Genomic DNA, 23,496 nt, shown 5'->3' with positions numbered 1-23,496 from the left:
GTCGTCTTCAGGCTTTTCAGCCGTGCCATTAGGCTCACCGGCATTCTTGTTGGCTGACGTATTCTCGACGTCCAACAACCCCGCGTCGGACGTCGACAATGAATCGGTCAAGACAAGGTCGCTATCGAAACACGTGTGGGTTCCGGTGTGGCACGCCGCACCTGTCTGATCAACCTTCAGCAGAATCGTGTCCCCATCACAATCCAGCCGAACCTCGCGAACGTCCTGGACGTGACCACTGGTCATCCCCTTGACCCAATACTCGGACCGCGACCGAGACCAGTATGTTCCCCGTCGAGTAGCCAGCGTATAAGCCAATGCGTGGTCGTCCACCCACGCCTGCATTAATACCTCTCCAGAATGCACATCTTGGACGACAGCGGGAACCAATCCCCTATCATTGCACTTCAAGCGAGCAGCGATCGACGGGTCCAGTGGGTAGTCGGCAGGACTGGTATGCCGGACCTCATGCCCCGCCGCTGCCAAAGCACTCTTCACCTCAGAAATGCTCACGTCACCGAAGTGGAAAATCGAGGCAGCTAACACCGCGTTTGCCCCTGAATCAATGGCCGGGGGAAAATGGCTCGCTTTGCCAGCCCCACCCGACGCAATGACGGGGATATGAACCACTTGACGAACGGCGGAAATAAGCTCACTATCAAACCCTTGCTTAACACCGTCGCTATCCATGGAATTGAGAAGAATTTCCCCGACACCTAATTCTTCACCACGACGAGCCCACTCGATCGCATCAATCCCTGCGCTTCGTGTGCCGCCGTGGGTCGTGACTTCAAAACCACTCGGTTGGGGCGTTCCGCCGTCAGGAACGCGCCGGGCATCCACGGACAAGACGACACATTGTGATCCAAAGCGCTGGGAAAGCTCCCGCAGCAACTCTGGCCTCTTAATGGCCGCGGTATTAATGCTGACTTTATCTGCACCCGCACGTAATAGCTGGTCGACGTCGTCAGCGCTACGGACCCCACCGCCGACAGTGAGCGGGATAAACACTTCATCCGCAGTGCGTCGAACCACGTCCAGCATCGTTCCCCGTGCTTCCGTCGACGCTGACACGTCGAGGAAGGTCAGTTCATCGGCGCCCTCTTTGTCATAGCGGGACGCCAGTTCGACGGGATCGCCAGCGTCGCGAAGGTTCTCGAAATTGACCCCCTTAACGACGCGACCATGAGACACATCAAGACACGGAATAACTCGGACTGCTACGGACATGAAAACGCCTTTCGGCAATAAGATAACTATTATTCACGAACGAGATTAATGAATTGCCACGTAAAACAGACACGCGCTAGTAAACCTAGACACGTCCACAATGACTAACCGCTTCACGCGACGACATAACCACCTAGCTTAGTGGTTCGAAAGGCCGCGGAACCGCATGGATCCTCGCTAACAGAGTCGAGTGAATGCTCGGAGATCCCGCGACCAGACCAATTGTTCCTGGTGTCCAGGGCTCACCATCAAGGTTCGTAACAATGCCACCAGCGGCTTGGACTAAGCAGATACCTGCTGCGTTATCCCACAGGTTAGGGCTGAACGTCAGGGTCCCCGCAAAAACACCACCGGCAGTAAAAGCTAAGTCTGCGCCCACAGATCCCGTCACACGCATCCGCGGATATGATTCACCGATACTGAAAAGTAAATTCTGGCGATATTGTCGCGGAACATGACCGCGTCGGCCCGACAAAATAGAGCCGAAACCAATTTGGATCACTTCTGGGTCATCTTTCGGCAATGGCGGAAATGGCTCACCATTAACATGTAATGGCCCACCGCGAACAGCACTATAAAACTGTCCCAACAGGGGTAACGACGTCAACCCAATAACCGGTTCTCCCTTATGAATAAGCGAGACCAAAATGCCGCACATCGGGTTGGCGACGGTGTAATTGGACGTCCCATCCACCGGGTCGATACACCACATTGTTTCGGGCTGCTTACCGCCGCCCATGCTGTTGAGCGAAACATCCCCGGAGGCCGTGGATCCACCCTTCAAACCGAATTCCTCGCCCAAAACGGGGAACCCAGTTTCCTTCACAAGCTGTTCGCGAAACTGCTGTTCTAGTGACAGATCAACGTCGGTTGCGAAATCCTGGAGATCTTCGTTCTTAATGACAGAGGGCTGCGCACCAATGTTGACACAAAAAAGATCTTCAGAATCTTTGACTAAGCGCTCGGCAATAGACAAATATGCCACCAAGTCAGAATGTTCAATCACGGGTCCGTCACCTAGCCTTTCACTACCGATAACCCGGGGAGCCTATTTCACAGGCCCCTCAGGAACGGCTCCATCAGGAATCTTGTGCGACTGCTAATGCTTCTTCAAGGGTAAAGTTCCCTGCATAGAGGGCTTTGCCAACGATGGCTGAATCAATTCCCTCGTCCACGCAGGCCGCAAGCTGGCGAATGTCGTCGAGAGTTGATACTCCGCCCGAAGCAACAACAGGGGCATCTGTGGCCATCGCGACGTCGCGAAGAAGGTCAATATTGGGGCCTTCTAATGTGCCATCGCGCCCGACATCGGTAACGACGAGGCGGGATACCCCCTCCGAATCCAAGCGCTCAAGGACTTCCCACAGATTGCCGCCGTCGGAAACCCATCCTCGACCACGCAACCGCCATTCACCGTCGATGAGCTTGGTATCCAAACCGATGGCGACGCGATCGCCGTACTCCCCGATGATTCGACGGCACCACTCAGGATCTTCCAGTGCAGCAGTGCCGATATTCACCCGTCGGCAACCGGTATCTAATGCCCTGCGCAGTGAATCATCATCCCTGATCCCCCCGGATAATTCGATGTTAACGTCCACCCGCTCGATGACATCTTTCAGCAGTTCGTAGTTCGTACCGCGACCGAATGCGGCGTCCAAATCCACAAGGTGAATCCACTCCGCACCAGCGTTCTGCCACGCCATCGCGGCATCAAGGGGGCGACCATACGTGGTTTCGCTCCCAGCTTCGCCTTGAACGAGACGAACAGCTTGACCGTCGGACACATCTACTGCGGGTAATAACGTTAAAGCCATAGATGAATCATAACGGAGATCACACCTACAGCTGATAAAACTTTACAAAGTCTCCACCCAGTTGCGGAGAATCACAGCGCCGACCGAACCAGATTTCTCCGGGTGGAACTGAGTCGCCCACAAGGGACCATTTTCTACCGCCGCAATAAAACGACAGTTTTCGTGCGTAGACCAGGTTACTTTCGCTGGGGCAACGTGATCATCCGACGCCATATCCCAGTGTTGAGCCGCATAGGAGTGTACAAAGTACACCCGATCATCGGGGGCCACTCCCACGAACATTCGAGATCCCTCGGGAATGTCGAGTGTGTTCCATCCCATATGAGGCAGCACTTGCGCTGTCAGGCGCTCCACCGTTCCTGGCCACTCACCACAACCGGGAGTACTCAGCACCCCATCATCAGATATCTCTGTCGACGACACCGTCGGGTCGAGTGGTCGTCCCGTCTCAGGGTCACGGATGACGTCGTCACGTCGGCCCGAGGTCGCGTCGTCCCCGTTATCTGGGGAATCTGATCCACGGAGGGCCTCTGCGTCGTCGTGAATACCGTCGGCAAACTCGACTCCGCTATCGAAAAGAACCTGCATACCCACGCAGATGCCAAGCACAGGACGGCCACCGGCGAGGCGCTGACCAATTAACCGTGGCCCATAGACCGAGCGCAGGCCCTTCATACACGCCGCGAATGCGCCGACTCCAGGAACTAACAATCCGTCGGCGGCAAGAACACGCTCTGGATCAGCGGTAATCGTAACCTCGGCCCCTGCACGTTCTATAGCGCGTTCGGCGGATCGAAGGTTTCCCGAACCGTAATCAAGGATTGCCACTGAAGGACGTGACGTGCTCTGCGCCATATTTACAGCGCCCCTTTCGTGGATGGAACACCATGCACTCTTGAGTCACGCTCAACGGCCTCGCGGAGGGCGCGGGCAACTGCCTTGTATTCAGCCTCCGTGATGTGATGCGGATCGCGTCCATATAGAACGCGGACGTGTAAAGCGATACGCGCGTGGAACGCAAGCGATTCAAAGAAGTGCTGGTTAATCACGGTTGCATAGTGATTACCGATCACCGTATTCATCATCTCTTGGGGCTCACCGCGCGTGACGCAATATGGGCGTCCCGACACATCAACGACAGCTTGGGCTAGCGTCTCATCCATCGGGATGAAACTTGACCCGAAGCGGCGGATACCGGCTTTGTCTCCCAAAGCTTCGTGTAATGCCTCGCCCATAACAATGGCCGTATCTTCCACGGTGTGGTGAGCGTCAACATCGATGTCGCCCTCTGCTCTAACCGTTAAGTCAAAGCTGCCGTGCGTTCCCACCGCATTCAGCATGTGGTCGAAGAATGGCAATCCCGTCGAAATGTCAGTAATGCCAGAGCCGTCGAGGTTAATGTCAACGGTGATTCGCGATTCTTTCGTCTCGCGCTCACAATGGCCTCGTCGGGCGGGGAATTCTCCGCTATTTCTTTCTTGCTGGTTCAGACTCTCGTCATTGTTATTGCTCATATGGTTCACCGTAACCCGTTGTGTTCACTCGCATACTGGCCAGCCGCGGAAAGGAACTCATCATTCTCTGTTGGAAGTCCGATGGTCACCCGCAAATATCCGTCGACCCCTACATCTCGGATGAGGACTCCACGATCAAGGAACTCCTGCCACGCTGCTTGTGTGAGCTCGCGACGTGACGCATCTCCATTAGCGGGCGCTTCACCAGAAGAATTCGTCGACTCATCGGGAATGACTTTAAAGAAAAGGAAATTAGACTTACTCGGGACAACAGAGAATCCCAGTTTCTGCAATGAATCCTGAACCCGCTCACGTTCGCGAATTATTTTTTCCACCGAGGCTAACGTATCGGAGGAATACCGGAGCGCGACAGTCGCAGCAGCCTGCGATAATGCCGATAAGTGGTAAGGAAGCCGGACCAACATAACAGCTTCGACAAAAGCTGGAGCAGCGACAAAATACCCCAACCGACCACCAGCGAAGTCGAATGCCTTACTCATCGTTCGGGATACGACGAGTCGGTCCGGATAATCCTTCAACAATTCACACGCACTCGGGCCATCATCGAATTCACCATAAGCCTCATCAACAATGACGATGCCATCAACGTCCGGATCAGAAACAGCATCCAGCAGGACCCGAATATTATCCAAACTTGTTGTACCGCCAGTCGGATTATTCGGCGTCGTAATAAAGACAACCGACGGACGGTAGTTCTTAATAGCCGCAGTCGCTTCGTCAATATCAATAGAGAAGCCACGAGCTTCTTGTCGTGGACATTCGACGAACTCCGTGTGCGTCCCCGCAGCAAGAATAGGGTGCATGGAATAACTCGGAGTGAACCCTAATGCTCGCCGACCAGGCCCTCCAAAAGCCTGCAAGAGCTCTTGAAGAACCTCATTGGACCCATTAGCAGCCCATATGTTGTCTTCAGTTACAGCTACACCGGTTTGGCCCGACACATACTGTGCGAGCTCCTGGCGCAGGATGACGGAATCACGCTCGGGATAGCGGTTAAGCCCCGACGCCACCTTTTCCACTTCTTTAACGAGATTGGCAACTATTCGTGGCGACGGAGGATACGGATTCTCATTCGTATTTAATCTGACGTCGAGCTCTAATTGAGGTGCCCCATACGCGGTTTCCCCGCGGAATTCTTCACGCAGCGGTAGGGCATCAAGCGTGACATTTCCTCCTAATGTGTGAGACTTATCGGCGGTACCGTCCTCACCACTGCCACGTGATAATTTCTGATCATCATTCGTCGGTGCCACTATGTACTCTCCCCTTTTCTATCCACGTATGGTCGCGAAAAATACTTCGCTACTCCGGTCGATACGACTTTTTATTCGTTAGGGTTACTTATTCCCGGCTGTAAGGTCCTCGAACCGTGCACGTACTGCTTCTCCATGCGCCGGAAGCTGCTCCGCATTGGAAAGAGCGACGATAGTATCGGCCGTACCTTTGAGGGCAGCTTCATCGTATTCAATAACGTGAACCGACTTAACGAAGGTATGCGTCGATAAACCGGAGCTGTACCGCGCCGATCCCGATGTGGGGAGAACATGGTTTGATCCAGCGGCGTAATCCCCCAGCGGAACTGGTGAGAAAGGCCCGACGAAAATAGCCCCCGCATTACGGATCTGAGCTGCATCCTCACGGGCGTTGTGAGTCTGAATTTCGAGATGCTCGGGTGCATAAGCATCAGCCACCCGAATCGCAGCAGGTATATCGTCGACAAGAATGATGCCAGATTGCTTACCCTGTAATGCCTGAGCAACACGATCGGTATTCCGGGTAATTGAATACCGCTTCTCTACTTCTTCATCGACCTGCTGAGCAAATGGCGCGGAATCCGTAATCAAAACGCTGGCCGCCATCGGATCATGCTCTGCCTGGCTGATGAGGTCATAGGCGACATGAACCGGATCAGCAGTGGAATCGGCGATAATTGCTATTTCCGTCGGCCCCGCTTCCGCATCAATCCCCACGACACTACGGCACAAGCGCTTCGCTGCGGTGACGAAGATGTTGCCCGGTCCGGTCACCATATCAACCGGCACCAACGGATCATCTGCCTGCTCGTCACCATAAGCCATGAGAGCTATTGCCTGAGCACCGCCAACAGACCACACTTCATCCACACCGAGAAGCCCACATGCAGCAAGGATCGTCGGGTGCGGCCATCCACCATATTCTTTTTGCGGAGGAGAAGCAACGACGAGAGAGCCGACCCCCGCTTCCTGCGCCGGCACAACATTCATGATGACGCTCGACGGATAAACGGCCTGCCCACCGGGGACATACAACCCGACTCGCCCGACCGGGATGAATTTTTCAGTCACCACGCCGCCCTCGGTGACGGAAATAACGTTATCGCTGGGCTTAATCGCAGCGTGGACCCGCCGAACGCGCTCAATGGCGTGCTCTAATGCCTCCCGCACGGTCGCATCGAGGGAGTTGACAGCGTCGGTGATCACCTCGCGAGGAACTCGGATGCTCTCCGGTACAACGCCATCGAACCGCTGCCCGTACTCTTGCGCAGCCGCCACGCCATCTTTCTTGACGGCCTCAACGATGGGCTGAACTGTCGGGATCACGGAATCGATGTCGGTCCCACCGCGAGGCAAAGTGGCACGAAGTTCACTAACGGTGGGGTTGGTTCCACGCATGTCGGTTAGGGAGAGCATTGAAATCCTTCGGTTCTGCCGAGGCCTATGAGACGGCCGTTACTGCTTCTTTCGTGTAATGCTAATCTACCGTGCTCCTGTGACGCTCAAGAGAAGGTACTTCATCAGGGAAGTCCCCTTTCCCCACGACAGCCGCACACCAATACGTCAATGACATCAATAATGGTGGAACAGCAAGAGCCGCCCCTGGAGTGATGTGAGGCGCCCACGTAATAGTTTGCCCGGAATGAACATCGTCGATATCCGGAAGTGGGTGCAAGCTGGACGCGACGGCATTTCCCACCTCGATAAAAATAATTCCCCCGAGTACCGCCACGATCGCTAGAAGCCATATCATGAGCGGGCCACGCGAACGTGGTGCCCATCCCCACGCGGCCAGTGAGCTCCCCATCGACAGCACAAAAAGGCCAGCCACGAGGGCTACAAAACCGGTGAACTCTCGTCCATCTTGAGTCGGATCGGTCGACAGATAACCGCTATCTACGGTGGCAGTGGTCGTCGGAATGAAAATTCCCCATACGCAGCCACCCAGGGCGAAGACAGCAAGGATGGCTATCAAAACTATCAGGGCTCGGCGATACCGATCAGAACGTAACACCGGAACCATTATAGGGGTGGCCGCGATAATGGGGATGCGTGGTCAATTCAGCGATGGGGATCGAGGAGAACAGAATCTAGCTCCCCGTGCCTCGAGCAGACCGCAGTCCATCCATCTGGACGAACCTGAACCACCATGCGTCTGCCACACAACTGGCAAAACCGTGGCGCTTCGAGCCCCGCCCTCATGGACGGCGAATAGTGGGGAGTCTCGCCGGTACTGAGTTCAGTGCCGGTGAAGGGATCGTACAGAGGGGCGTCACCAGCGATGATGGCATCCGCCAAATCGGTGGAGGCAATTTTACGAGGCCGACGCCGAACGGGCTTCTTCTTCGGTACTCCCTCGCGAGCAGTGGTTACTTCCGACATTGCGCCACCTTAGACAGTCGCGTTCAGAGCTTTAATCGGCAGGTGCAACCGGTTAAGCATGTCGACGTCGGTTTCCTGGGGGCGACCCAACGTCGTCAAGTAGTTACCGACGATGATCGCGTTAATGCCACCGAGGAGGCCTTTTTCTGCGCCCAGGTCGCCCAGGGTGAGCTCACGTCCGCCGGCGAACCGCAGAATGGTCTTGGGCAGTGCTAAGCGGAAAGCACCAATGGTCTTGAGCGCTTCGTTCGATTCCATGACTGGACGGTTGGCGAAAGGCGTGCCGGGGCGAGGATCAAGGAAGTTCATGGGGACTTCGTCGGGGCGGAGTTCAGCCAATTGAGCAGCGAACTCTGCGCGTTGCTCAACAGTCTCCCCCATTCCCACGATGCCGCCACAGCAGACTTCCATGCCTGCGTCACGGACCATCTCGCAGGTTTCGCGGCGCTTCTCCCAGGAGTGGGTTGTTACCACGTGGGGGAAGTAGCTCTTCGCGGTTTCCAGGTTGTGGTTGTAGCGGTGGACCCCTGCCTTCGCCAAACGTTCCACTTGCTCTTTGGTGAGAATGCCGATGGAGGCAGCAACTTCGATGTCGACTTCTGCCTTAATCGCGGCGATGGCCTCTTCAAGCTGGCTCATCAAGCGTTCGTCAGGCCCTTTGACGGCGGCAACGATACAAAATTCCGTCGCGCCCGTCTTTGCTGTTTGTTTAGCAGCTTCCACAAGGGCCGGGATATCAAGCCACGCGGACCGGACGGGCGATTCAAAGAGCCCCGACTGTGCACAGAAGTGGCAGTCTTCCGGGCACCCACCCGTCTTCAGGGAGATGATTCCCTCTGCCTCAACTGCGTCCCCACACCAGCGAAGCCGAACCTCGTGAGCCAAAGCCAGGAGTTCGTCGATACGATCGTCGGAAATCGTCATCGCCCGAACAATTTCTGGTTGAGAAAGCCCTTCCCCACGCTCAAGGACCTTTTCGCGGGCCAGGTCCAAAATGTCTTGTTCGGCCGAAGCTGTCTCACTGCTGGTAGCCGACTGACTCGTTCTTGTCTGTTGCGTCGTGTTCTCCGACATAATGCTGTACCTCCATAACCGTGGTGATTCTCCGGATAACCACCATCGTTGTGTTCAAGGTTATTCCATTCCTGAACACTGTTCAATGAGACACAGCAAGGGGGTAATTTCTAGTCAGAGCAGACTTTCCACTGACCGTCTTCCTTGGTGAACAACATCGTCCCCGTCGAGGTCGCACCATTGAACGTGGTGTTTACCGAGGCAGTCGCCCGGTCACCGTCGACTTTGATGTTGGAGATGTTGTTAAATTTCGGGATCGACCCAGCTAAGCCCATCTTGTCAATTGACTCATTGGGCAGAGAATTGATGTTCTCGTCAGAGAACACTTCCGGATGGGCAGCAATACGATCCTTGCATGTATAGGCTTTCGTGCTTTCGTAGTAGTGACGCACGGTTCCGGAGGTATCCCCGTAGTGGCCGAGAGCATCCTTAATGCTCTCGACGTCTTGTTCGCTACCAGGCTTTCCGTTGATCGGCTTGGGCCCACTTGACGGGGTTTCATTCGAGTCTGGAACGGTGGGAATATCCGCACCGAGTTTCGCACCACCGGACTGCTCATCCCCCGCGGCGTTATCTGATTGTGTTGCGGGCGGCTGTGTTGCTTCAGCAGACGATGCGGGTTTCGCAGAAGAACTACTCGATGATGCCTGAGCTGCCGAAGAACTCGTTTCATCATCCGACGATGATCCGTGTGAACAAGCGGCTAATGCCCCACAAAGCGATGCAGTCATGAGCGCGGCCCCCCAACGACGTACCTGCGCGCGAGACTGTCCCCTTTTATCGCCCTGATCCGCAGTCTGTACCTCATCTGCTTCTGACAACACTACATCTGGCACGACACATAGCTCCTTTACCACTAAGATACCGCGGTCATTCTACCTTTCCCGCTATTAATATCCGCATATTCCCCAAAGCTTCCAGGGTTCTCACAGAGTTTTGACACCTTAGCGCGACACGTCCACTGGCGACACACTAGCCGACGTCGAATGCCCCGGCGACGATTGCCGTCATTGCGAAAAACTACGCTACTTTGCTCGAAACGCAGTCCACGAACGGTTTATCTTTGAAGGCATGCAGCTCACAACGACGGCGATCATCACGAGTGCTCTAAACATTCTGCACGAGTACGGGTTAGGAGATCTCACGATTCGGCGTCTGGCCCGTACCTTAGACGTCGCCCCAGCTGCACTGTACTGGCATTTTCCCAACAAGCAGGCCCTCCTCGGTGGAGTAGCTGATGAGCTTCTTTCCCCTCTGGATGATCTTAAGGAGCGACTTCTTAAAAGCGTCGATGACGACGAAGGATCGCGCGATTCCGAATTATCACCAATATCGGATGACGTTTCGGCAACGACGTCGCAACGCCCTCGTCCTCAGTGGTATCGACATGCATATATATTCTGCGCCGGCTTTTATCGACAGTGCATCTGTTGTCGGGACGCTGCAGACCTCATATCTGCGGCACTACCAGCAGGAATGGTAACCAACGATCCTATCGACGCATTGTCGCAAATCCTACGTTCTTCTCTTCCTGATGGCGACGAGGCCACAATCCTCGACGGCTCAACAACGCTCATCTCCTTCATCCTCGGTCTCGCTATCCGTGAGCAAACAGCGGCGGAGGCGTCGAAAATTGTTGCCTCCTCAGTTTTTACTGCCGACGATGACCACGATGGACACGGCGACGAGCCATCCCAAACAGACGACGATGCTTCTTCCTCCGCATCAAGCCATCCACGTGCTTCTGAGTGGGACGAACTGCTGACACATAGCACTGCGAATATTGACGCATGGAGAGCACTGCTCAGCGCAAGCGCAAATGCAGGATTACGAATCATCCTCGACGGAATAGCTCAATCTCACGCGGGGAAATCATGGTTTGTCCACCCTCCCCGCTAAAATTAACGTCATGAAAAATACACAGGAGCAGGCTTCCGAGAAGATCGTCGATAATGACCACGAGGCCCCAACGATATCCGGGCAAGCAACTTCTCCAGCCACAGATGACGCCACAGCCAACGATGGATCGTCGGCGACATCCTCCGATAACGCCCCTGACCTCGTCGTATGGCCGGGAAACTCATACCCTTTGGGATCAACATACGATGGCTCGGGAACGAACTTTGCTCTGTTCTCAGAGGTCGCCGACAAGGTAGAACTCTGCCTGATTGACAGTGACGGTGCCGAGACCCGCATCGAGATGCGCGAGGTCGACGCCCACATTTGGCACTGCTACCTACCTGGAATTATCCCAGGACAACGCTACGGCTACCGCGTTCATGGCCCATGGGATCCACATCAGGGCCTTCGCTGCGACCCGTCGAAAATACTGCTCGATCCCTATGCAAAGGCTTTCGATGGGAAATTCGACGGCGACGCTTCCCTGTTCAGCTATGACATCGATAACCCCGATGAACGCAATACCGACGACAGCTTGGGCCACACCATGTTGTCCGTCGTCATCAACCCCTATTTCGATTGGGGGTCTGATCGGCTACCGCGGCACCCGATGAACAAGACCGTTGTTTACGAAGCTCACGTCAAGGGCATGACCATGACGCACCCTGACGTGCCCGAGAATTATCGCGGTACCTATGCTGGCCTCGCCCACCCCTCAATCGTCAAGTACCTCAAAGATCTTGGCGTGACAGCTATCGAGCTCATGCCTATCCACCAGTTCTATCAGGATGATCGGCTCCACGAGCTCGGTCTCAGCAACTACTGGGGATACAACACCTTCGGCTTCTTGGCGCCTCACCAAGATTACGCAGCTGCCAAGAAACCCGGCGCCGCTGTTTCTGAGTTCAAGAACATGGTGCGGGCTTTCCACGACAATGACATCGAAGTCATTCTCGACGTCGTCTATAACCACACGGCGGAGGGCAACCATATGGGGCCGACGCTGAGCTTCCGGGGTATCGACAACGCGGCTTATTATCGCCTGGTCGATGATGACCGTCAGCACTATATGGACTACACGGGTACGGGAAATAGCCTGAATGTCCGGCATCCCCACACGCTGCAATTGATTATGGATTCATTGCGGTACTGGGTTACCGAGATGCATATTGACGGATTCCGCTTCGATCTTGCGTCGACCCTCGCGCGTGAACTTCATGATGTCGATCGATTGTCAGCATTCTTCGACCTCGTGCAACAAGATCCCATTGTCAGCCAGGTCAAGCTCATCGCCGAGCCTTGGGATGTGGGCGAAGGCGGCTACCAAGTCGGAAACTTCCCCGCCATCTGGTCCGAATGGAACGGAATGTATCGAGATACCGTCCGCGACTTCTGGCGTGGCGAGCCTGCGACCTTGGGTGAGTTCGCTTCACGCTTGACGGGATCGTCAGATCTGTACGCCGCTAATGATCGACGTCCTACCGCGTCGATTAACTTCGTGACCGCGCATGATGGGTTCACCCTCCATGACCTCGTCAGCTATAACGAGAAACACAACGAGGCTAATAAGGAAGATAACCGCGACGGAGAATCGCACAACCGGTCGTGGAACTGTGGCGTTGAAGGCCCCACGGATGATCCCGACATTATCCAGCTGCGAGGCCGTCAAATTCGGAACTTCTTGACGACGCTGCTGCTCAGCCAGGGAACGCCCATGATCTGCCATGGCGATGAAATGGGTCGTACCCAGAATGGGAACAACAACGTCTACTGCCAAGATTCGGAATTGTCGTGGGTGGATTGGTCCCAGGCAACAGACAATAAAGATCTGATCGACTTCACTCGACGGTTAATCGAGCTTCGCAATGATCACCCCGTGTTCCGTCGTCGGAGATTCCTGGCCGGTGGCCCGTTGGGGTACGACGTGCAAGATCGCGATATCGCGTGGATGACTCCCGCCGGAACGCTCATGACGACGGCCGACTGGGATCATGACTTCGGACGGTCTCTCATGGTTCACCTCGGCGGGGAAGCGATTGCTGAACCCGACGAGCAAGGGCAAAAAATCTTCGATGATTCATTCATCTTGTGCTTCAACGCGCACCATGAGCGGATAGATTTCACTCTTCCGAAAGATGATGCAGTGAAGGCATCGCGCGATCCAGAAGACACGGATCCGTCGCGCCTCTGGAGCGTCGTCGTCGATACATCGCTGCCCACTGGATTCTCCGAAGATGATCCAGACGTCTATAAGCCCGAATCAACCGTTCCCGTTGAGAACCGATCTGTTGTCGTGCTGTGCCGGCGGCGCCGTCACTCGGCATAACATTCGGCATAAGGCTACCTGCCATCGCTCGGCGTAAAACTGGTTAGAGTGGAGTGCACCATGACGAATTCCGACACTGATATTCCTTCCCCGGGAACTGAAATCCCAGCTGACGCTAGTTTTTCGCAAATTCAGGCTGACGATGAGACGACGCCCGCTGAGTATGTTGCTGCAATCCCGATCCTCGGTGGCACGGCATATATCAGTGAAAGCGGGGTCACGATCTCACGGATCCCCGCTGCACAGATTTATCTTGACCCGGAGACGAAGATAGATCGGGATTCAATTCGTGGTTGGTCACGGACCGACCCCACCCCACTTGAACCAGGTTTTATCGATCTATTCCTGGATGCCACTCCTCCGATATCGCGGGAGCGCTCGCGATTCGCGCCTAACGCTCTCCGATTTTCACCGGCTCACTCCGTCGACACATCCATTATTGATTTCGCTAATGAAGCCCTCACTGCGATGCAGGCTGATGACTTAGAGAGCTTGCGTCGTATAGCACGGGCCGTTTCTCATCAGACGGATTCGCGGTCGGCATTTGGCGGTGTAGGTGGTACCGGTGCACGGGGCAACAGCACAGCCAGTCCTAGTGCAGAAGGCAACCAAGCGAAGTCAAGTGAGAAGAAACAAGACGATAGCCCTGCCGCACCGGATAACGATGCTCAGCGCAGCAATGTTCTTCAGCCTGCCGATGGCACATTAGATTCACGTCCGCCCTCGTTTATTGCTTTTGACGTCGAAACGGCGAACGAAGCTAATGGTTCGATATGCCAATTCGGTGTCGTCGTGTATCACGAGGGGAAAGAAGCTGAATCCCACACGTGGCTGTGCCAACCGCCTTCGGCGTGGCCAGATTTCACGCCGGCGACCACCGCGATCCATGGGATTACCCCTGATAAAGTCGCCAATGAGCCGTCATGCCATGACCGGTTGGAGCAACTTGCGGCGCTCCTCAGGAAAGAAAACCTCCCTATCGTCGCTCACAATGCCAAGTTCGATATGGTCGCGCTCCGGGACGCCGCTCGGGCAGAGAAAGTCGACATTCCGCACATTACTTTCGCCTGCACCTACCTCCTTGCACGCGCGCTCCACCCCGAGCTTCCTAATTATAAATTGACGACGGTGGCTCAATCGGCGGGTTCAGAGGCATTTCATCATCACGATGCCCTGGCAGATGCTCGCGCGTGTGGCGAAATCATGTTGAGTTTATGCGGGATTTCTCCTCGCGACACTGAGCCGCCATCAGACGTCCAATCGATGGCGGAGGTCGTCGAATCGGCGGGCTACACGTTCGGAACAGTGAAAGACAATTCGCTGTCACTTTTCCGGAAACCGCGACGATCTCGGTCGGATCACCAGCAGTCATCACGAAATGGGCAAACGCGGGGGAACCGTGGCCCGTCCAACTGGGAATCCGTTGCTACTCCCCGTGATATTCCTGAGACGAATACCGACGCCGACCCGAACGGACCCCTCTTTGGCAAAAACGTGACGTTGACTGGGGAATTCTCTCCGCTGGATAAGGGACAACTGTGGCAAGCGATCGCTCAGGCGGGCGGAACCGTCGGCAAGAATGTGACAAAGAAGACCACCCTCCTTGTCTGCGGGGAATGGAATGGGAAGACGTCGAAACAGAAACGTGCTGAGGAGCTTCAGGAAAAAGGGCAAGAGATCGAGATCTGGAATCAAGGCCAGCTTCTCGATGCACTAGATCTCAATTAAGTATCGACACCTGATTCCATGTTTCCCTTCGAGGAGGTTCTTCAGGTTCACAGTTGAGACGCAGGATCGAGAGCCGCAACCTCACCAGCGGAGCCAGAAAAGGGATGGATTGGCCCACATAGCCTGGATTACACCCCATACAACTCAGTGAGGTTTGTCACAACTTTTTCTCATGCGTCGCAATGTCCGAATAGGGCGATAATGTGCCCGATTAGTTGCGGTTAGCTACGAATGGGCATTACTGCACGTAAACGAACTGACACCCGTCACAAACTCCACTTCCGCCCTTATCCCACTGCTGTAATCAGCGCGCACGACGGTGAAAACTCGCCAGAAATGATCGCAATTTTTTGTCTGATCGGTGTTCATTCAGACATTTTCGGGCTACCATAGAGCGCGACAGATGATCTCCCACAAATAACGGAGAACGTCTACACGACATCGACGTTGCCCATGATGGCAACATAGAAGGAGTTGTAATGAACCAGGAGCAGGCCACTCGCATGACTGAGGCCAAGGGCTTCATCGCTGCCCTTGACCAATCCGGCGGATCCACCCCGAAGGCGCTTCGCGCTTACGGCATCCAGGATGACGCATATTCCTCTGATGCCGAGATGTTCGATCTTGTCCACGCTATGCGTAGCCGTCTGATTACCTCTCCATCCTTCACCTCCGAGAAGGTACTCGCAGCCATCCTGTTCGAAATGACGATGGACCGCGAGATTGAAGGCATTCCTACCGCCCAGTACCTCTGGGAGAAGAAGGGTATCGTTCCGCTTCTCAAGATCGACAAGGGTCTGGCCGACGAAGAGAACGACGTTCAGGTCATGAAGCCCATGCCTGAGCTCGATAAGCTCCTCGACCGTGGCGTTGAGAAGGGCATCTTCGGCACCAAGGAGCGTTCGGTTATTAACGCTGCTAATGGTGAGGGTATCCAGGCTGTTGTTGACCAGCAGTTTGAGATCGGTAAGCAGGTCCTGGCCAAGGGCATGGTTCCGATCCTCGAGCCCGAGGTCACCATCTCTATCGACGACAAGGAGGAAGCTGAAGAGCTTCTGAAGGCTGCTCTTCTGAAGGGCCTGGATGACATTCCTGAGGGTCAGCAGGTCATGATTAAGGTCTCCATCCCGACCGTCGATAACTTCTACGAAGACCTCATCAACCACCCGAAGGTTATGCGTGTTGTCGCGCTGTCCGGTGGTTACGAGCGTGACGACGCTAACGAGCGCCTTTCCCGCAACAAGGGCCTCATTGCATCGTTCTCTCGCGCTCTCCTCGAGGGACTGACCGCTGATCAGTCGCAGGAAGAGTTCGACAACACCTTGGCTACCACGATCGATGGTATTTACAAGGCTTCGATCGCAGGCTAATAGCGACAACACCAGGGCTAACCCAGCACATTGGTGATGGAATTCCGGGTGGCAGTGCAGCTGTCACCCGGTTTTTCTATGCGTGGGAGCGCCACAGTGTGGAAGTACCACAGCGCAGTAGTGCCACGCAGCGCTGCAGCGTCAACTCATAGTGTCCCTCGCCACATATTGAGGTTGCTGGGAACCACACGGTGATCGCGTCGTCAATAAAGAGCATGGCACCTCATCAGGCAACTGCTTCGCTTCTTTCTTCCCGTCCCGCCTCGTCATTAGATGTAGACCAAAGACGCTCGAGCACTGAGGCACTGAACAGCTCACCGGTCGATGCGCCCATGCAGAGCCACCAACTCGAGCTCCAACCACTGACTCAGGTCTCGCAATACCGCGACGCGCTCGTTCACCTCGGGGCAGGTCTTGTAGCCCGGCTCACTGATAAACACGGGACGCCCGTTGATCGCGATAGTCTCACGTGCCCGGCGAATCACGCGTGGGGTAGCGCGGCAGATAATTTCCTGGAGTTCTTCTCTACGGAAAAAGGACTGCGAATCCACTACCGTTCTCTTGACACCACCATTCCAGGTGCAACGGGGTGGGAACTTCGCACACCGCCCCCACCCCCACTAAATATCGATAGCTACGACGATTCATCGCCGCAGCTGAAGGCATCAGTTCGTTCTCGCGGCCAGAGCACCATGACGCGTCCGCAACCGAATGAAGACCGGATAGTCCCCAACGCTCATGCATGGCTGAGCCATCCTATCCTCATGCGAATTCTCCGGGACTATCTCTATGAACAGTGGTCTCGTCCCACGGTGATCGGGTGCATCAATAACGGAAATCTCATCGCCATCCCCATTAACGACACACCGTCTCTTCTCCGCGCCCATCAATGGTTAAAACACCATTGGTCTGATAGCACGTTTGAGGTCTTCCACCAGCTATGGAAGATTGACAACCGTTTTCCAGAGCCCTGGGTCTTTCCAGAAAAGCAAGTACAGTGGAATCCTGAATCGAGCTGTAGCCAGACTGGGCCCGTTCCGGGCACAATCCGCGCGCGTGACAGCGCTCTGTCGCGTCACACGAACTACATGCCGACACCGCCTAGCAGCTATTACGGTGTCCGAGAACACTAAAGACCGTGGACATCAACCACTCCACGGGACAATGAGGAAAGAGGTAGACCATGCCACGCCGTTCACTCTCAGCGACGTACCGGCTGCAATTGCGCGGCCCGGATGCCGATCCGCACGGGCGGTCTTTCACCTTTGCCGATGCCAAAGCCATCGTGCCCTACCTCAACGAACTGGGCGTCTCTCACCTCTACCTCTCCCCTATCCTGACTGCTCCATCGTCGTCGAACCATAATTACGACGTCATCGATCCCACCGAAGTCAATCCGGCTCTGGGGGGACGCGAGGGATTCGAGGAATTAGCTCAGGCAGCACATGAGGAAGGGTTGGGAATCATCATTGACATCGTTCCCAACCACTTGGGTATCGACGTACCTAAAGACAATCCGTGGTGGTGGGACGTCCTCACCTACGGGGAAGAATCACGATTCAATTCGTATTTCGATATCGACTGGTCCCCTGGCAACGGCGCCGATGGAAAGCTAGGAATTCCGGTTCTCGGCAGCCCCGATGACGTCAATGCCATCACTATCGTCCCCGTCGATGAGGACAACGCACCTGCTCATGTAGAAGGCAGTGGTGAACCCTGCCGATTCCTCCTGGACTACTACGGCAACTACTTTCCTGTTCGCCCCGGTACAGAAGGAGACGACCCTCTCGACGTCCTTTCAAAACAGCGCTACGCCCTGCGGTATTGGCGCGATGGTGTCATCGGCTACCGTCGTTTCTTCTCTGTGAACGGCCTCGCGGGAATCCGACAAGAAGATCCCGTTGTCTTCGAACACACGCACCGGGTGCTGCGGGAACTCATCGCGGCCGGCTTTATCGACGGTGTCCGCGTCGACCATCCCGACGGGCTCGCCGACCCATTCGGTTATTTGTCACGTCTTCGTGGCGTGGTGGGTGATCACCGCTTGCTCCTCATCGAAAAGATCCTTGGCAACGCTGAGCCTTTAGATCCACGGCTCGATGTCGACGGAACCACAGGTTACGACGCGCTTCGTGAACTGGATGGCATCTTTATCAACCGTGCTGCCGAAAAGAGCCTGGGCGTTATCGCACAGGAACGGTCAGAATCGACCTGGGATTCCGACGGTTATGAGTCCGCCATCGTCGCTCTGAAACGCGATGTCGCAACGAATGAGCTAGCTGCAGAGGTGCGCCGACTGGCACGTGCTATCCGGCATGACAACTGGTCAACCATCGGCAAGGATGTTACCGATGAGGAACTGACGCTGACCGTCACCGACGTTATTGCCCATATGCCGGTCTATCGTGCCGATTACCTATCGCTTTCGCGATTAACCTCCACTGTTATCCGGAAGATGGCCCACGATAACCCCGAGAGGAGCGCGGCCCTCGACCTCATGACAGCAGGTCTCATGAGCTACGGGGAAGCCTGGACGCGATTTGCCCAAGTGTGTGGTGCAGTCATGGCGAAGGGTGTTGAAGATACTGCCTTCTATCGCGCGTGTCGCTTAATCGCTCTTCAAGAGGTAGGGGGTTCACCTGGGCTTTTCGGTGTGTCAGCGGCTGAATTCCATCTTCTCCAGTCCGAGCGAGCGAATTTGTGGCCGCGGTCCATGACGACGCTGACAACCCACGACACGAAACGTGGTGAAGATACCCGGGCGCGGATTATCGAGCTCACGGAAATCCCCGATGACTACCGGGACTTCTTGAACGAATTAGACACCCGCGCTCCTGCCCCGGATCCGGCGACATCACTGTTCTTGATTCAGAACATTATCGGCGTGTGGCCATCGTCGGGCCGGATCGACTCACAGCTCATCGATCGACTTCACGAATATGCCACCAAGGCTGTGCGCGAAGCCGGCTTGCACACCGAGTGGACCGACGTCAATGAGGAATTCGAAAAGTCCATCCACGAATGGATTGACTCGCTGTTTACAGAAGAGACGGCAGAATTCATCACCAGCTTTGTGCAAAAGATAGCTTCATCTGGGCATATCGTCAGTCTGTCACGGAAACTGCTTCAGCTCCTTGCCCCCGGGATACCTGATATTTATCAGGGCACTGAATTCCCCGAAGACAGTTTGGTCGATCCCGACAACCGCCGTTTCGTCGACTACCACTTACGAAGGGCCGCCTTGGCAGAAATCCGCGAGGCTGTGGGGCTCGGCGCTCATGTGTCATCACCCGAGGGCCCTAGCGTCGACGACATTCCCCTGCTTCCAGATTCCCAGGCTCGCAAGATCGCGGTCACAGCTGTGGCACTAGCGGTTCGTCGCGAACGCCCCTATAGCTTTATCGGGGCCTCCTACGTCCCCGTTTTTGCGCAAGGTCCGGCTGCTCATCACGCTATAGGCTTCGCACGAGGTAGCCGTCATACCGACGTGGACGTCGTCGTTCTGGTCACGCGAAAGCCACTCGAACTCGAACGATCTGGTGGGTGGAAAGACACAACACTATCCCTTCCCGCCGGACGGTGGACCGACCGGTTTACGGGTGAACGGTACAGCGGCGACATTGCTCTCGCGGACCTCCTCCACCAGCATCCATACACCGTTCTGGTTCGTGACACACCGTCATTGCCCGACGAATCCCCGCGCTAAGTTCTAACCCGACCATGTACTGTCCATAACGGATCACCCGTCGTCACGGATCATACGAAAGGAACCTTTACTCAACCTTGTCCCACCGCCACCACAAGCCGCCCAAGGAAACCTCGAGGCAGCGCGAAGCACGAAAGAAATACGCGACATGGACCTCCGCGCACCCACTTGCCGCGAAGCAATTCGCTCGAACGATCGAGGATCTCCTTGGCGATTCCGGAATAGCTTTCGACGCTGTCACTGCTCGAATCAAAGCGCTGCCCAGCCTCCTAGACAAGGTAGAGAAGAAAACTGCTACCGGTGAGTGGTTCTTCCCCCACGGATTCGATGACGCCTACGACTTCATTGGCGTGCGGGTAACAACTTTTCACTCCACTGAGATCCCGGAAATCCGGCGCGTACTCGAACAGCACTTCGAGATCGACCGCGTCGTCGACAAAGCAGCTGAAACCCGAATAGCTGGTGGGTTCGGTTATGGTTCTCTCCATCTCATCTGCCGGATCCCAGACATCACCTCTGACTCCACCAATATTCTGATTCAAGAATTAGCCGAATATTCAGGGCAAATGTTGGAAGTTCAAATTCGGACTGTCCTTCAACACGCGTGGGCCGAGTTCGAACATGATGTCCGCTACAAAGGACCAAATACGGGAAGCGATCCACGAATCGATCGGGCATTCACTCTTGCCGCCGGTCTTATCGAACTAGCCGACCAGCAATTCGACCAAATCGCGTCCATTGCCAACCAGACTCCTCGAGCAACGGATAGTTCCGACGACGCGTCGCTCTCTCCGGAAATCCTGCCGGGCGTGCTCACCGTCATCCTTGGGCCGCTTTTCCCCCGCTCGAAAAGCGAATACTACCGCTACGCGTACGCCATGTTGGCTGCCCACGGCATTACCGACGTCGGCGGTTTACGCGAGCTACTATCCGACGACCTCGCCGAGGCGGTCAGGTCGGTCATGCACCCAGATTTCCCTCCGGGACAAGTTCGCATGGTCGACGATGTTCTCCTGGCGCGATATGGGCGGGACCACATCAAGAAAACTGTCGATATCGGGGATCACGGCGAGACCCGCTCAGGTCGCTTGGGCAATCGGTGGAAAAAACTTCTTGATGCTGGACTAGGCGCGGCAAGCAAATCATAGTCTCATCGTTATCGTTAGATGATCTGAGCAACAGTGGGTCACCGCTATACTCGGCACATCACAGAAGGAGCAGAAAGATGAAATTCCGCGCACAAGACGCCATCCTGATCCTTATTTCAGCGATCTTTTCCCTAGCGTTCTTCCCACCCAAGTGGGCACTCGTTGTTTTTATCCTCCTTGTGCTCGTCGCCGTCGGGCTCAAGTACTCGAGTGAGCGAAAACAATAAACTAAGCGCCCATATTCAATCGCACCTTTTCTGGTTCGGTCCTTACCGACGTCCCCGCAGCTTCTCCATTTGCCGACGCTCTTTCTTAGTAGGACGGCCAGCGCCACGATCCCGGCGCGGCATGGACGCAAGTATTTCGGGTGACGGTGGCGGTGGGGAATGGTCGATATAGCACTCTCGCGCTACGGCTGCGCCTACACGTTTGGTGGGAGTTTTGACGACTTCGACAATGAATTCCCGGTGATGTGACCATGCGCGGACAGTGTCGCCAGGGACGACTGTTTGTGCCGGTTTGATTTGTTTGCCGTTGACTTTAACGTGGCCAGCACGGACTGCGCCGGTGGCAGCGGTGCGGGTTTTGTATAGGCGGACAGCCCACACCCATATGTCGGTACGAACAGCTGAGATGTTGTCCGCTGTGGAGCTGTGTTTCGTCGGTGACATGACCAGGTTTTATGTCCACGTATCTTCGTGCTTGAGGATTCTCATGACTTTGTAGCCATCCCATGCTCCAGCGGCAACGATGAGAATGCTGACGATGATGAAGAATGTCGAACTTGCTACTGCGCTGGTAATCAGCGCGATAATTCCGACACCGGCGAAGGTGGCACCGCGGGCGGAGTATTTTCTCACATCAGCTTTACGTTGTGCGGGTGAGGCTGCGACGTATCGATCAACCTGAGAACTCATGCTTACACTCTAGCGAAGAAATGGTCACCCGATTTTTGATAGCGCCCAGGGGACGGACAGGGGGTTCGGCATGCTCATGACTGTTCCGAGTTCCTCCTGAAGAACCTGAGTGCGGCCTTCCTGCGCTACGTCGAGTGAGTTGAACACAGGGTCGTGGAGAAATGCCTCGCTTTTTCCTGCGTAATCAATGACGAAAAGTTTGTCGAGACCTCGGAAGATGTCATAGTTTTCGGCTGATATTTCGTGGTAGAACGCCGAACTTTGGCCGCCCGAGCCGTCCCCTTGGACCGATTGAGGGATGGTGTAGCCCATGTTCGTTATGAATTGTCCCCGGCCGGCCGAATCATCGTAGACGGCGACTTTGCCATCGTAGGGCATGATGATGGCAGCTTTTTTATTCTGGATGTCGGGGTGCTTGTCCCGGTATTTCTTGAAGGACTCTTTCACGCCGTCAATCAGCTTGTTGGCGTCCCCTTCCCTATCAACTGCTTTGCATACTTCTTTGATCTGTTCATCCCAGGGAATTTCATAGTCCTGGTACTTGTCGGAATGCGTTGCTATGGGCGCGATGGCAGAGAGACGCTGATGCGCTTCTTTATCCACTGCCGTGTTAATCGCCATGATCAAAGAAGGATTTTTGTGGGCAATCGTCTCAAGTACCGACGTTGAGAACGCTTCTTGAGTGCTATCCAACACGATGGGGAGGTCATGAATCTTCCGCGACTGTAAAGCCTCGCTAGTCCAACTGTTCAGCGCCTTTGGCTGAACACCGTACGAGGTCGTAATCACGGGGATGATTCCCAACGCGATAAGGGTGTCTCCATCGCCCATTCCTACTGCGGCAACTCGGCTGTCTTTCCCTTTCGAACCTTTCTGGTTAGCTCCCGACGATTGCCCTGCGGAATCATCTGACGAATCCGATGAGCATGCGGCGAGACCCCAACCCGCTGCCGCAATGACGCTAACTCCTGCGGCGCGAAGGAATGAGCGTCGGTTAATTCCCGGGCGTCCGGGCTCTCGATCGGGCCGCCCATCACGGCCGCCGATTGTATTTGTCTGGTTCTGAGATACGGACCCGTTCACAGCCGAACCGTCACTTTCTGGGAGCATA

The 23,496-nt window shown here is 55.2% G+C and carries 21 protein-coding genes and 1 pseudogene; 8 read left to right on the top strand and 14 right to left on the bottom strand.

Going from position 1 to position 23,496, the window contains the following annotated elements; all coding sequences use genetic code 11:
* Positions 1–123: 123 nt before the first annotated feature.
* The 11 genes and pseudogenes from hisF to CKROP_RS03840 form a co-directional block, all read right to left on the bottom strand.
* Positions 124–1,230, bottom strand: a pseudogene (hisF, locus tag CKROP_RS11675) (imidazole glycerol phosphate synthase subunit HisF); the annotation flags it as partial.
* Between the two features lie 133 nt (positions 1,231–1,363).
* Positions 1,364–2,236 carry an inositol monophosphatase family protein gene (locus tag CKROP_RS03885; RefSeq protein ID WP_012731435.1) on the bottom strand — a complete coding sequence of 291 codons (873 nt, stop codon included), beginning with the start codon at positions 2,234–2,236 and terminating at the stop codon, positions 1,364–1,366.
* A 73-nt stretch (positions 2,237–2,309) separates the two neighbouring features.
* Positions 2,310–3,047 (bottom strand): bifunctional 1-(5-phosphoribosyl)-5-((5-phosphoribosylamino)methylideneamino)imidazole-4-carboxamide isomerase/phosphoribosylanthranilate isomerase PriA, encoded by a 738-nt coding sequence (gene priA / locus CKROP_RS03880; RefSeq protein WP_012731434.1) that lies wholly within the window; start codon positions 3,045–3,047, stop codon positions 2,310–2,312.
* 42 nt (positions 3,048–3,089) lie between these two features.
* Positions 3,090–3,902, bottom strand: a complete 813-nt coding sequence (locus tag CKROP_RS03875) for an imidazole glycerol phosphate synthase subunit HisH (RefSeq protein WP_012731433.1) — start codon at positions 3,900–3,902, stop codon at positions 3,090–3,092.
* Positions 3,903–3,904: 2 nt separating this feature from the next.
* Entirely contained in the window at positions 3,905–4,561 is a 657-nt protein-coding gene (gene hisB / locus CKROP_RS03870; protein WP_012731432.1) for an imidazoleglycerol-phosphate dehydratase HisB, read from the bottom strand.
* A gap of 5 nt (positions 4,562–4,566) precedes the next feature.
* On the bottom strand, positions 4,567–5,727 hold the full coding sequence (locus tag CKROP_RS03865; protein WP_041629245.1) for a histidinol-phosphate transaminase: 1,161 nt from the start codon (positions 5,725–5,727) through the stop codon (positions 4,567–4,569).
* A 192-nt stretch (positions 5,728–5,919) separates the two neighbouring features.
* Positions 5,920–7,251 carry a histidinol dehydrogenase gene (gene hisD / locus CKROP_RS03860; RefSeq protein ID WP_012731430.1) on the bottom strand — a complete coding sequence of 444 codons (1,332 nt, stop codon included), beginning with the start codon at positions 7,249–7,251 and terminating at the stop codon, positions 5,920–5,922.
* 61 nt (positions 7,252–7,312) lie between these two features.
* Positions 7,313–7,849: a hypothetical protein gene (locus CKROP_RS03855; protein ID WP_041628795.1), complete on the bottom strand. Its 537-nt coding sequence runs from the start codon at positions 7,847–7,849 to the stop codon at positions 7,313–7,315.
* A gap of 47 nt (positions 7,850–7,896) precedes the next feature.
* On the bottom strand, positions 7,897–8,217 hold the full coding sequence (gene bsaP / locus CKROP_RS03850; RefSeq protein WP_012731428.1) for a biotin synthase auxiliary protein BsaP: 321 nt from the start codon (positions 8,215–8,217) through the stop codon (positions 7,897–7,899).
* 9 nt (positions 8,218–8,226) lie between these two features.
* Positions 8,227–9,291 (bottom strand): biotin synthase BioB, encoded by a 1,065-nt coding sequence (gene bioB, locus CKROP_RS03845; protein ID WP_012731427.1) that lies wholly within the window; start codon positions 9,289–9,291, stop codon positions 8,227–8,229.
* 110 nt (positions 9,292–9,401) lie between these two features.
* Positions 9,402–10,127 (bottom strand): Rv0361 family membrane protein, encoded by a 726-nt coding sequence (locus tag CKROP_RS03840; protein WP_041628794.1) that lies wholly within the window; start codon positions 10,125–10,127, stop codon positions 9,402–9,404.
* Between the two features lie 235 nt (positions 10,128–10,362).
* Here CKROP_RS03840 and CKROP_RS10665 point away from each other — a divergent pair, with 235 nt between their 5' ends.
* The 8 genes from CKROP_RS10665 to CKROP_RS11455 all read left to right on the top strand — a co-directional run bounded on the left by CKROP_RS10665 (position 10,363) and on the right by CKROP_RS11455 (position 21,695).
* Complete coding sequence (locus tag CKROP_RS10665) at positions 10,363–11,190, top strand: TetR/AcrR family transcriptional regulator (protein WP_012731425.1); 828 nt, start codon at positions 10,363–10,365, stop codon at positions 11,188–11,190.
* Between the two features lie 10 nt (positions 11,191–11,200).
* Entirely contained in the window at positions 11,201–13,516 is a 2,316-nt protein-coding gene (gene glgX, locus CKROP_RS03830; protein ID WP_012731424.1) for a glycogen debranching protein GlgX, read from the top strand.
* 60 nt (positions 13,517–13,576) lie between these two features.
* Positions 13,577–15,244 (top strand): exonuclease domain-containing protein, encoded by a 1,668-nt coding sequence (locus tag CKROP_RS10660; RefSeq protein WP_012731423.1) that lies wholly within the window; start codon positions 13,577–13,579, stop codon positions 15,242–15,244.
* Between the two features lie 479 nt (positions 15,245–15,723).
* Positions 15,724–16,614 (top strand): fructose bisphosphate aldolase, encoded by an 891-nt coding sequence (locus CKROP_RS03820; protein ID WP_012731422.1) that lies wholly within the window; start codon positions 15,724–15,726, stop codon positions 16,612–16,614.
* Between the two features lie 215 nt (positions 16,615–16,829).
* The gene (locus tag CKROP_RS03815; RefSeq protein ID WP_237698441.1) at positions 16,830–17,747 is read left to right on the top strand and encodes a hypothetical protein; all 918 of its coding nucleotides are present in this window, start codon (positions 16,830–16,832) and stop codon (positions 17,745–17,747) included.
* A 50-nt stretch (positions 17,748–17,797) separates the two neighbouring features.
* Positions 17,798–20,320 carry a malto-oligosyltrehalose synthase gene (gene treY, locus CKROP_RS03810; RefSeq protein WP_012731420.1) on the top strand — a complete coding sequence of 841 codons (2,523 nt, stop codon included), beginning with the start codon at positions 17,798–17,800 and terminating at the stop codon, positions 20,318–20,320.
* A 77-nt stretch (positions 20,321–20,397) separates the two neighbouring features.
* Positions 20,398–21,468 (top strand): GTP pyrophosphokinase, encoded by a 1,071-nt coding sequence (locus CKROP_RS03805; protein WP_012731419.1) that lies wholly within the window; start codon positions 20,398–20,400, stop codon positions 21,466–21,468.
* Positions 21,469–21,545: 77 nt separating this feature from the next.
* Positions 21,546–21,695: a hypothetical protein gene (locus CKROP_RS11455; protein ID WP_012731418.1), complete on the top strand. Its 150-nt coding sequence runs from the start codon at positions 21,546–21,548 to the stop codon at positions 21,693–21,695.
* Positions 21,696–21,737: 42 nt separating this feature from the next.
* Here CKROP_RS11455 and CKROP_RS03800 read toward each other — a convergent pair whose 3' ends face one another.
* The 3 genes from CKROP_RS03800 to CKROP_RS03790 are packed head-to-tail and all read right to left on the bottom strand — an operon-like array spanning position 21,738 to position 23,495.
* On the bottom strand, positions 21,738–22,139 hold the full coding sequence (locus tag CKROP_RS03800) for an RNA-binding S4 domain-containing protein (protein ID WP_012731417.1): 402 nt from the start codon (positions 22,137–22,139) through the stop codon (positions 21,738–21,740).
* Positions 22,140–22,148: 9 nt separating this feature from the next.
* Positions 22,149–22,385, bottom strand: coding sequence for a hypothetical protein (locus CKROP_RS03795; RefSeq protein WP_012731416.1), 237 nt, complete (start codon positions 22,383–22,385; stop codon positions 22,149–22,151).
* Between the two features lie 24 nt (positions 22,386–22,409).
* Positions 22,410–23,495, bottom strand: coding sequence for an ABC transporter substrate-binding protein (locus tag CKROP_RS03790; protein ID WP_012731415.1), 1,086 nt, complete (start codon positions 23,493–23,495; stop codon positions 22,410–22,412).
* Position 23,496 lies beyond the last annotated feature (1 nt).

This window comes from Corynebacterium kroppenstedtii DSM 44385 (genome assembly GCF_000023145.1).
In the GTDB taxonomy this organism is placed as follows: domain Bacteria; phylum Actinomycetota; class Actinomycetes; order Mycobacteriales; family Mycobacteriaceae; genus Corynebacterium; species Corynebacterium kroppenstedtii.
The sequence above is the reverse complement of the archived record's forward strand: the minus strand, read 5'-3'. Positions and strand labels throughout refer to the sequence as shown.

Excerpts from the sequence above, each read along its gene's own strand:
- priA (WP_012731434.1), bottom strand. The coding sequence starts at position 3,047 with ATGGCTTTAACGTTATTACCCGCAGTAGATGTGTCCGACGGTCAAGCT.
- CKROP_RS03875 (WP_012731433.1), bottom strand. The coding sequence starts at position 3,902 with ATGGCGCAGAGCACGTCACGTCCTTCAGTGGCAATCCTTGATTACGGT.
- hisB (WP_012731432.1), bottom strand. The coding sequence starts at position 4,561 with ATGAGCAATAACAATGACGAGAGTCTGAACCAGCAAGAAAGAAATAGC.
- hisD (WP_012731430.1), bottom strand. The coding sequence starts at position 7,251 with ATGCTCTCCCTAACCGACATGCGTGGAACCAACCCCACCGTTAGTGAA.
- bsaP (WP_012731428.1), bottom strand. The coding sequence starts at position 8,217 with ATGTCGGAAGTAACCACTGCTCGCGAGGGAGTACCGAAGAAGAAGCCC.
- bioB (WP_012731427.1), bottom strand. The coding sequence starts at position 9,291 with ATGTCGGAGAACACGACGCAACAGACAAGAACGAGTCAGTCGGCTACC.
- CKROP_RS10665 (WP_012731425.1), top strand. The coding sequence starts at position 10,363 with ATGCAGCTCACAACGACGGCGATCATCACGAGTGCTCTAAACATTCTG.
- glgX (WP_012731424.1), top strand. The coding sequence starts at position 11,201 with ATGAAAAATACACAGGAGCAGGCTTCCGAGAAGATCGTCGATAATGAC.
- CKROP_RS10660 (WP_012731423.1), top strand. The coding sequence starts at position 13,577 with ATGACGAATTCCGACACTGATATTCCTTCCCCGGGAACTGAAATCCCA.
- CKROP_RS03820 (WP_012731422.1), top strand. The coding sequence starts at position 15,724 with ATGAACCAGGAGCAGGCCACTCGCATGACTGAGGCCAAGGGCTTCATC.
- CKROP_RS03815 (WP_237698441.1), top strand. The coding sequence starts at position 16,830 with ATGGCACCTCATCAGGCAACTGCTTCGCTTCTTTCTTCCCGTCCCGCC.
- treY (WP_012731420.1), top strand. The coding sequence starts at position 17,798 with ATGCCACGCCGTTCACTCTCAGCGACGTACCGGCTGCAATTGCGCGGC.
- CKROP_RS11455 (WP_012731418.1), top strand. The coding sequence starts at position 21,546 with ATGAAATTCCGCGCACAAGACGCCATCCTGATCCTTATTTCAGCGATC.
- CKROP_RS03800 (WP_012731417.1), bottom strand. The coding sequence starts at position 22,139 with ATGTCACCGACGAAACACAGCTCCACAGCGGACAACATCTCAGCTGTT.
- CKROP_RS03795 (WP_012731416.1), bottom strand. The coding sequence starts at position 22,385 with ATGAGTTCTCAGGTTGATCGATACGTCGCAGCCTCACCCGCACAACGT.
- CKROP_RS03790 (WP_012731415.1), bottom strand. The coding sequence starts at position 23,495 with ATGCTCCCAGAAAGTGACGGTTCGGCTGTGAACGGGTCCGTATCTCAG.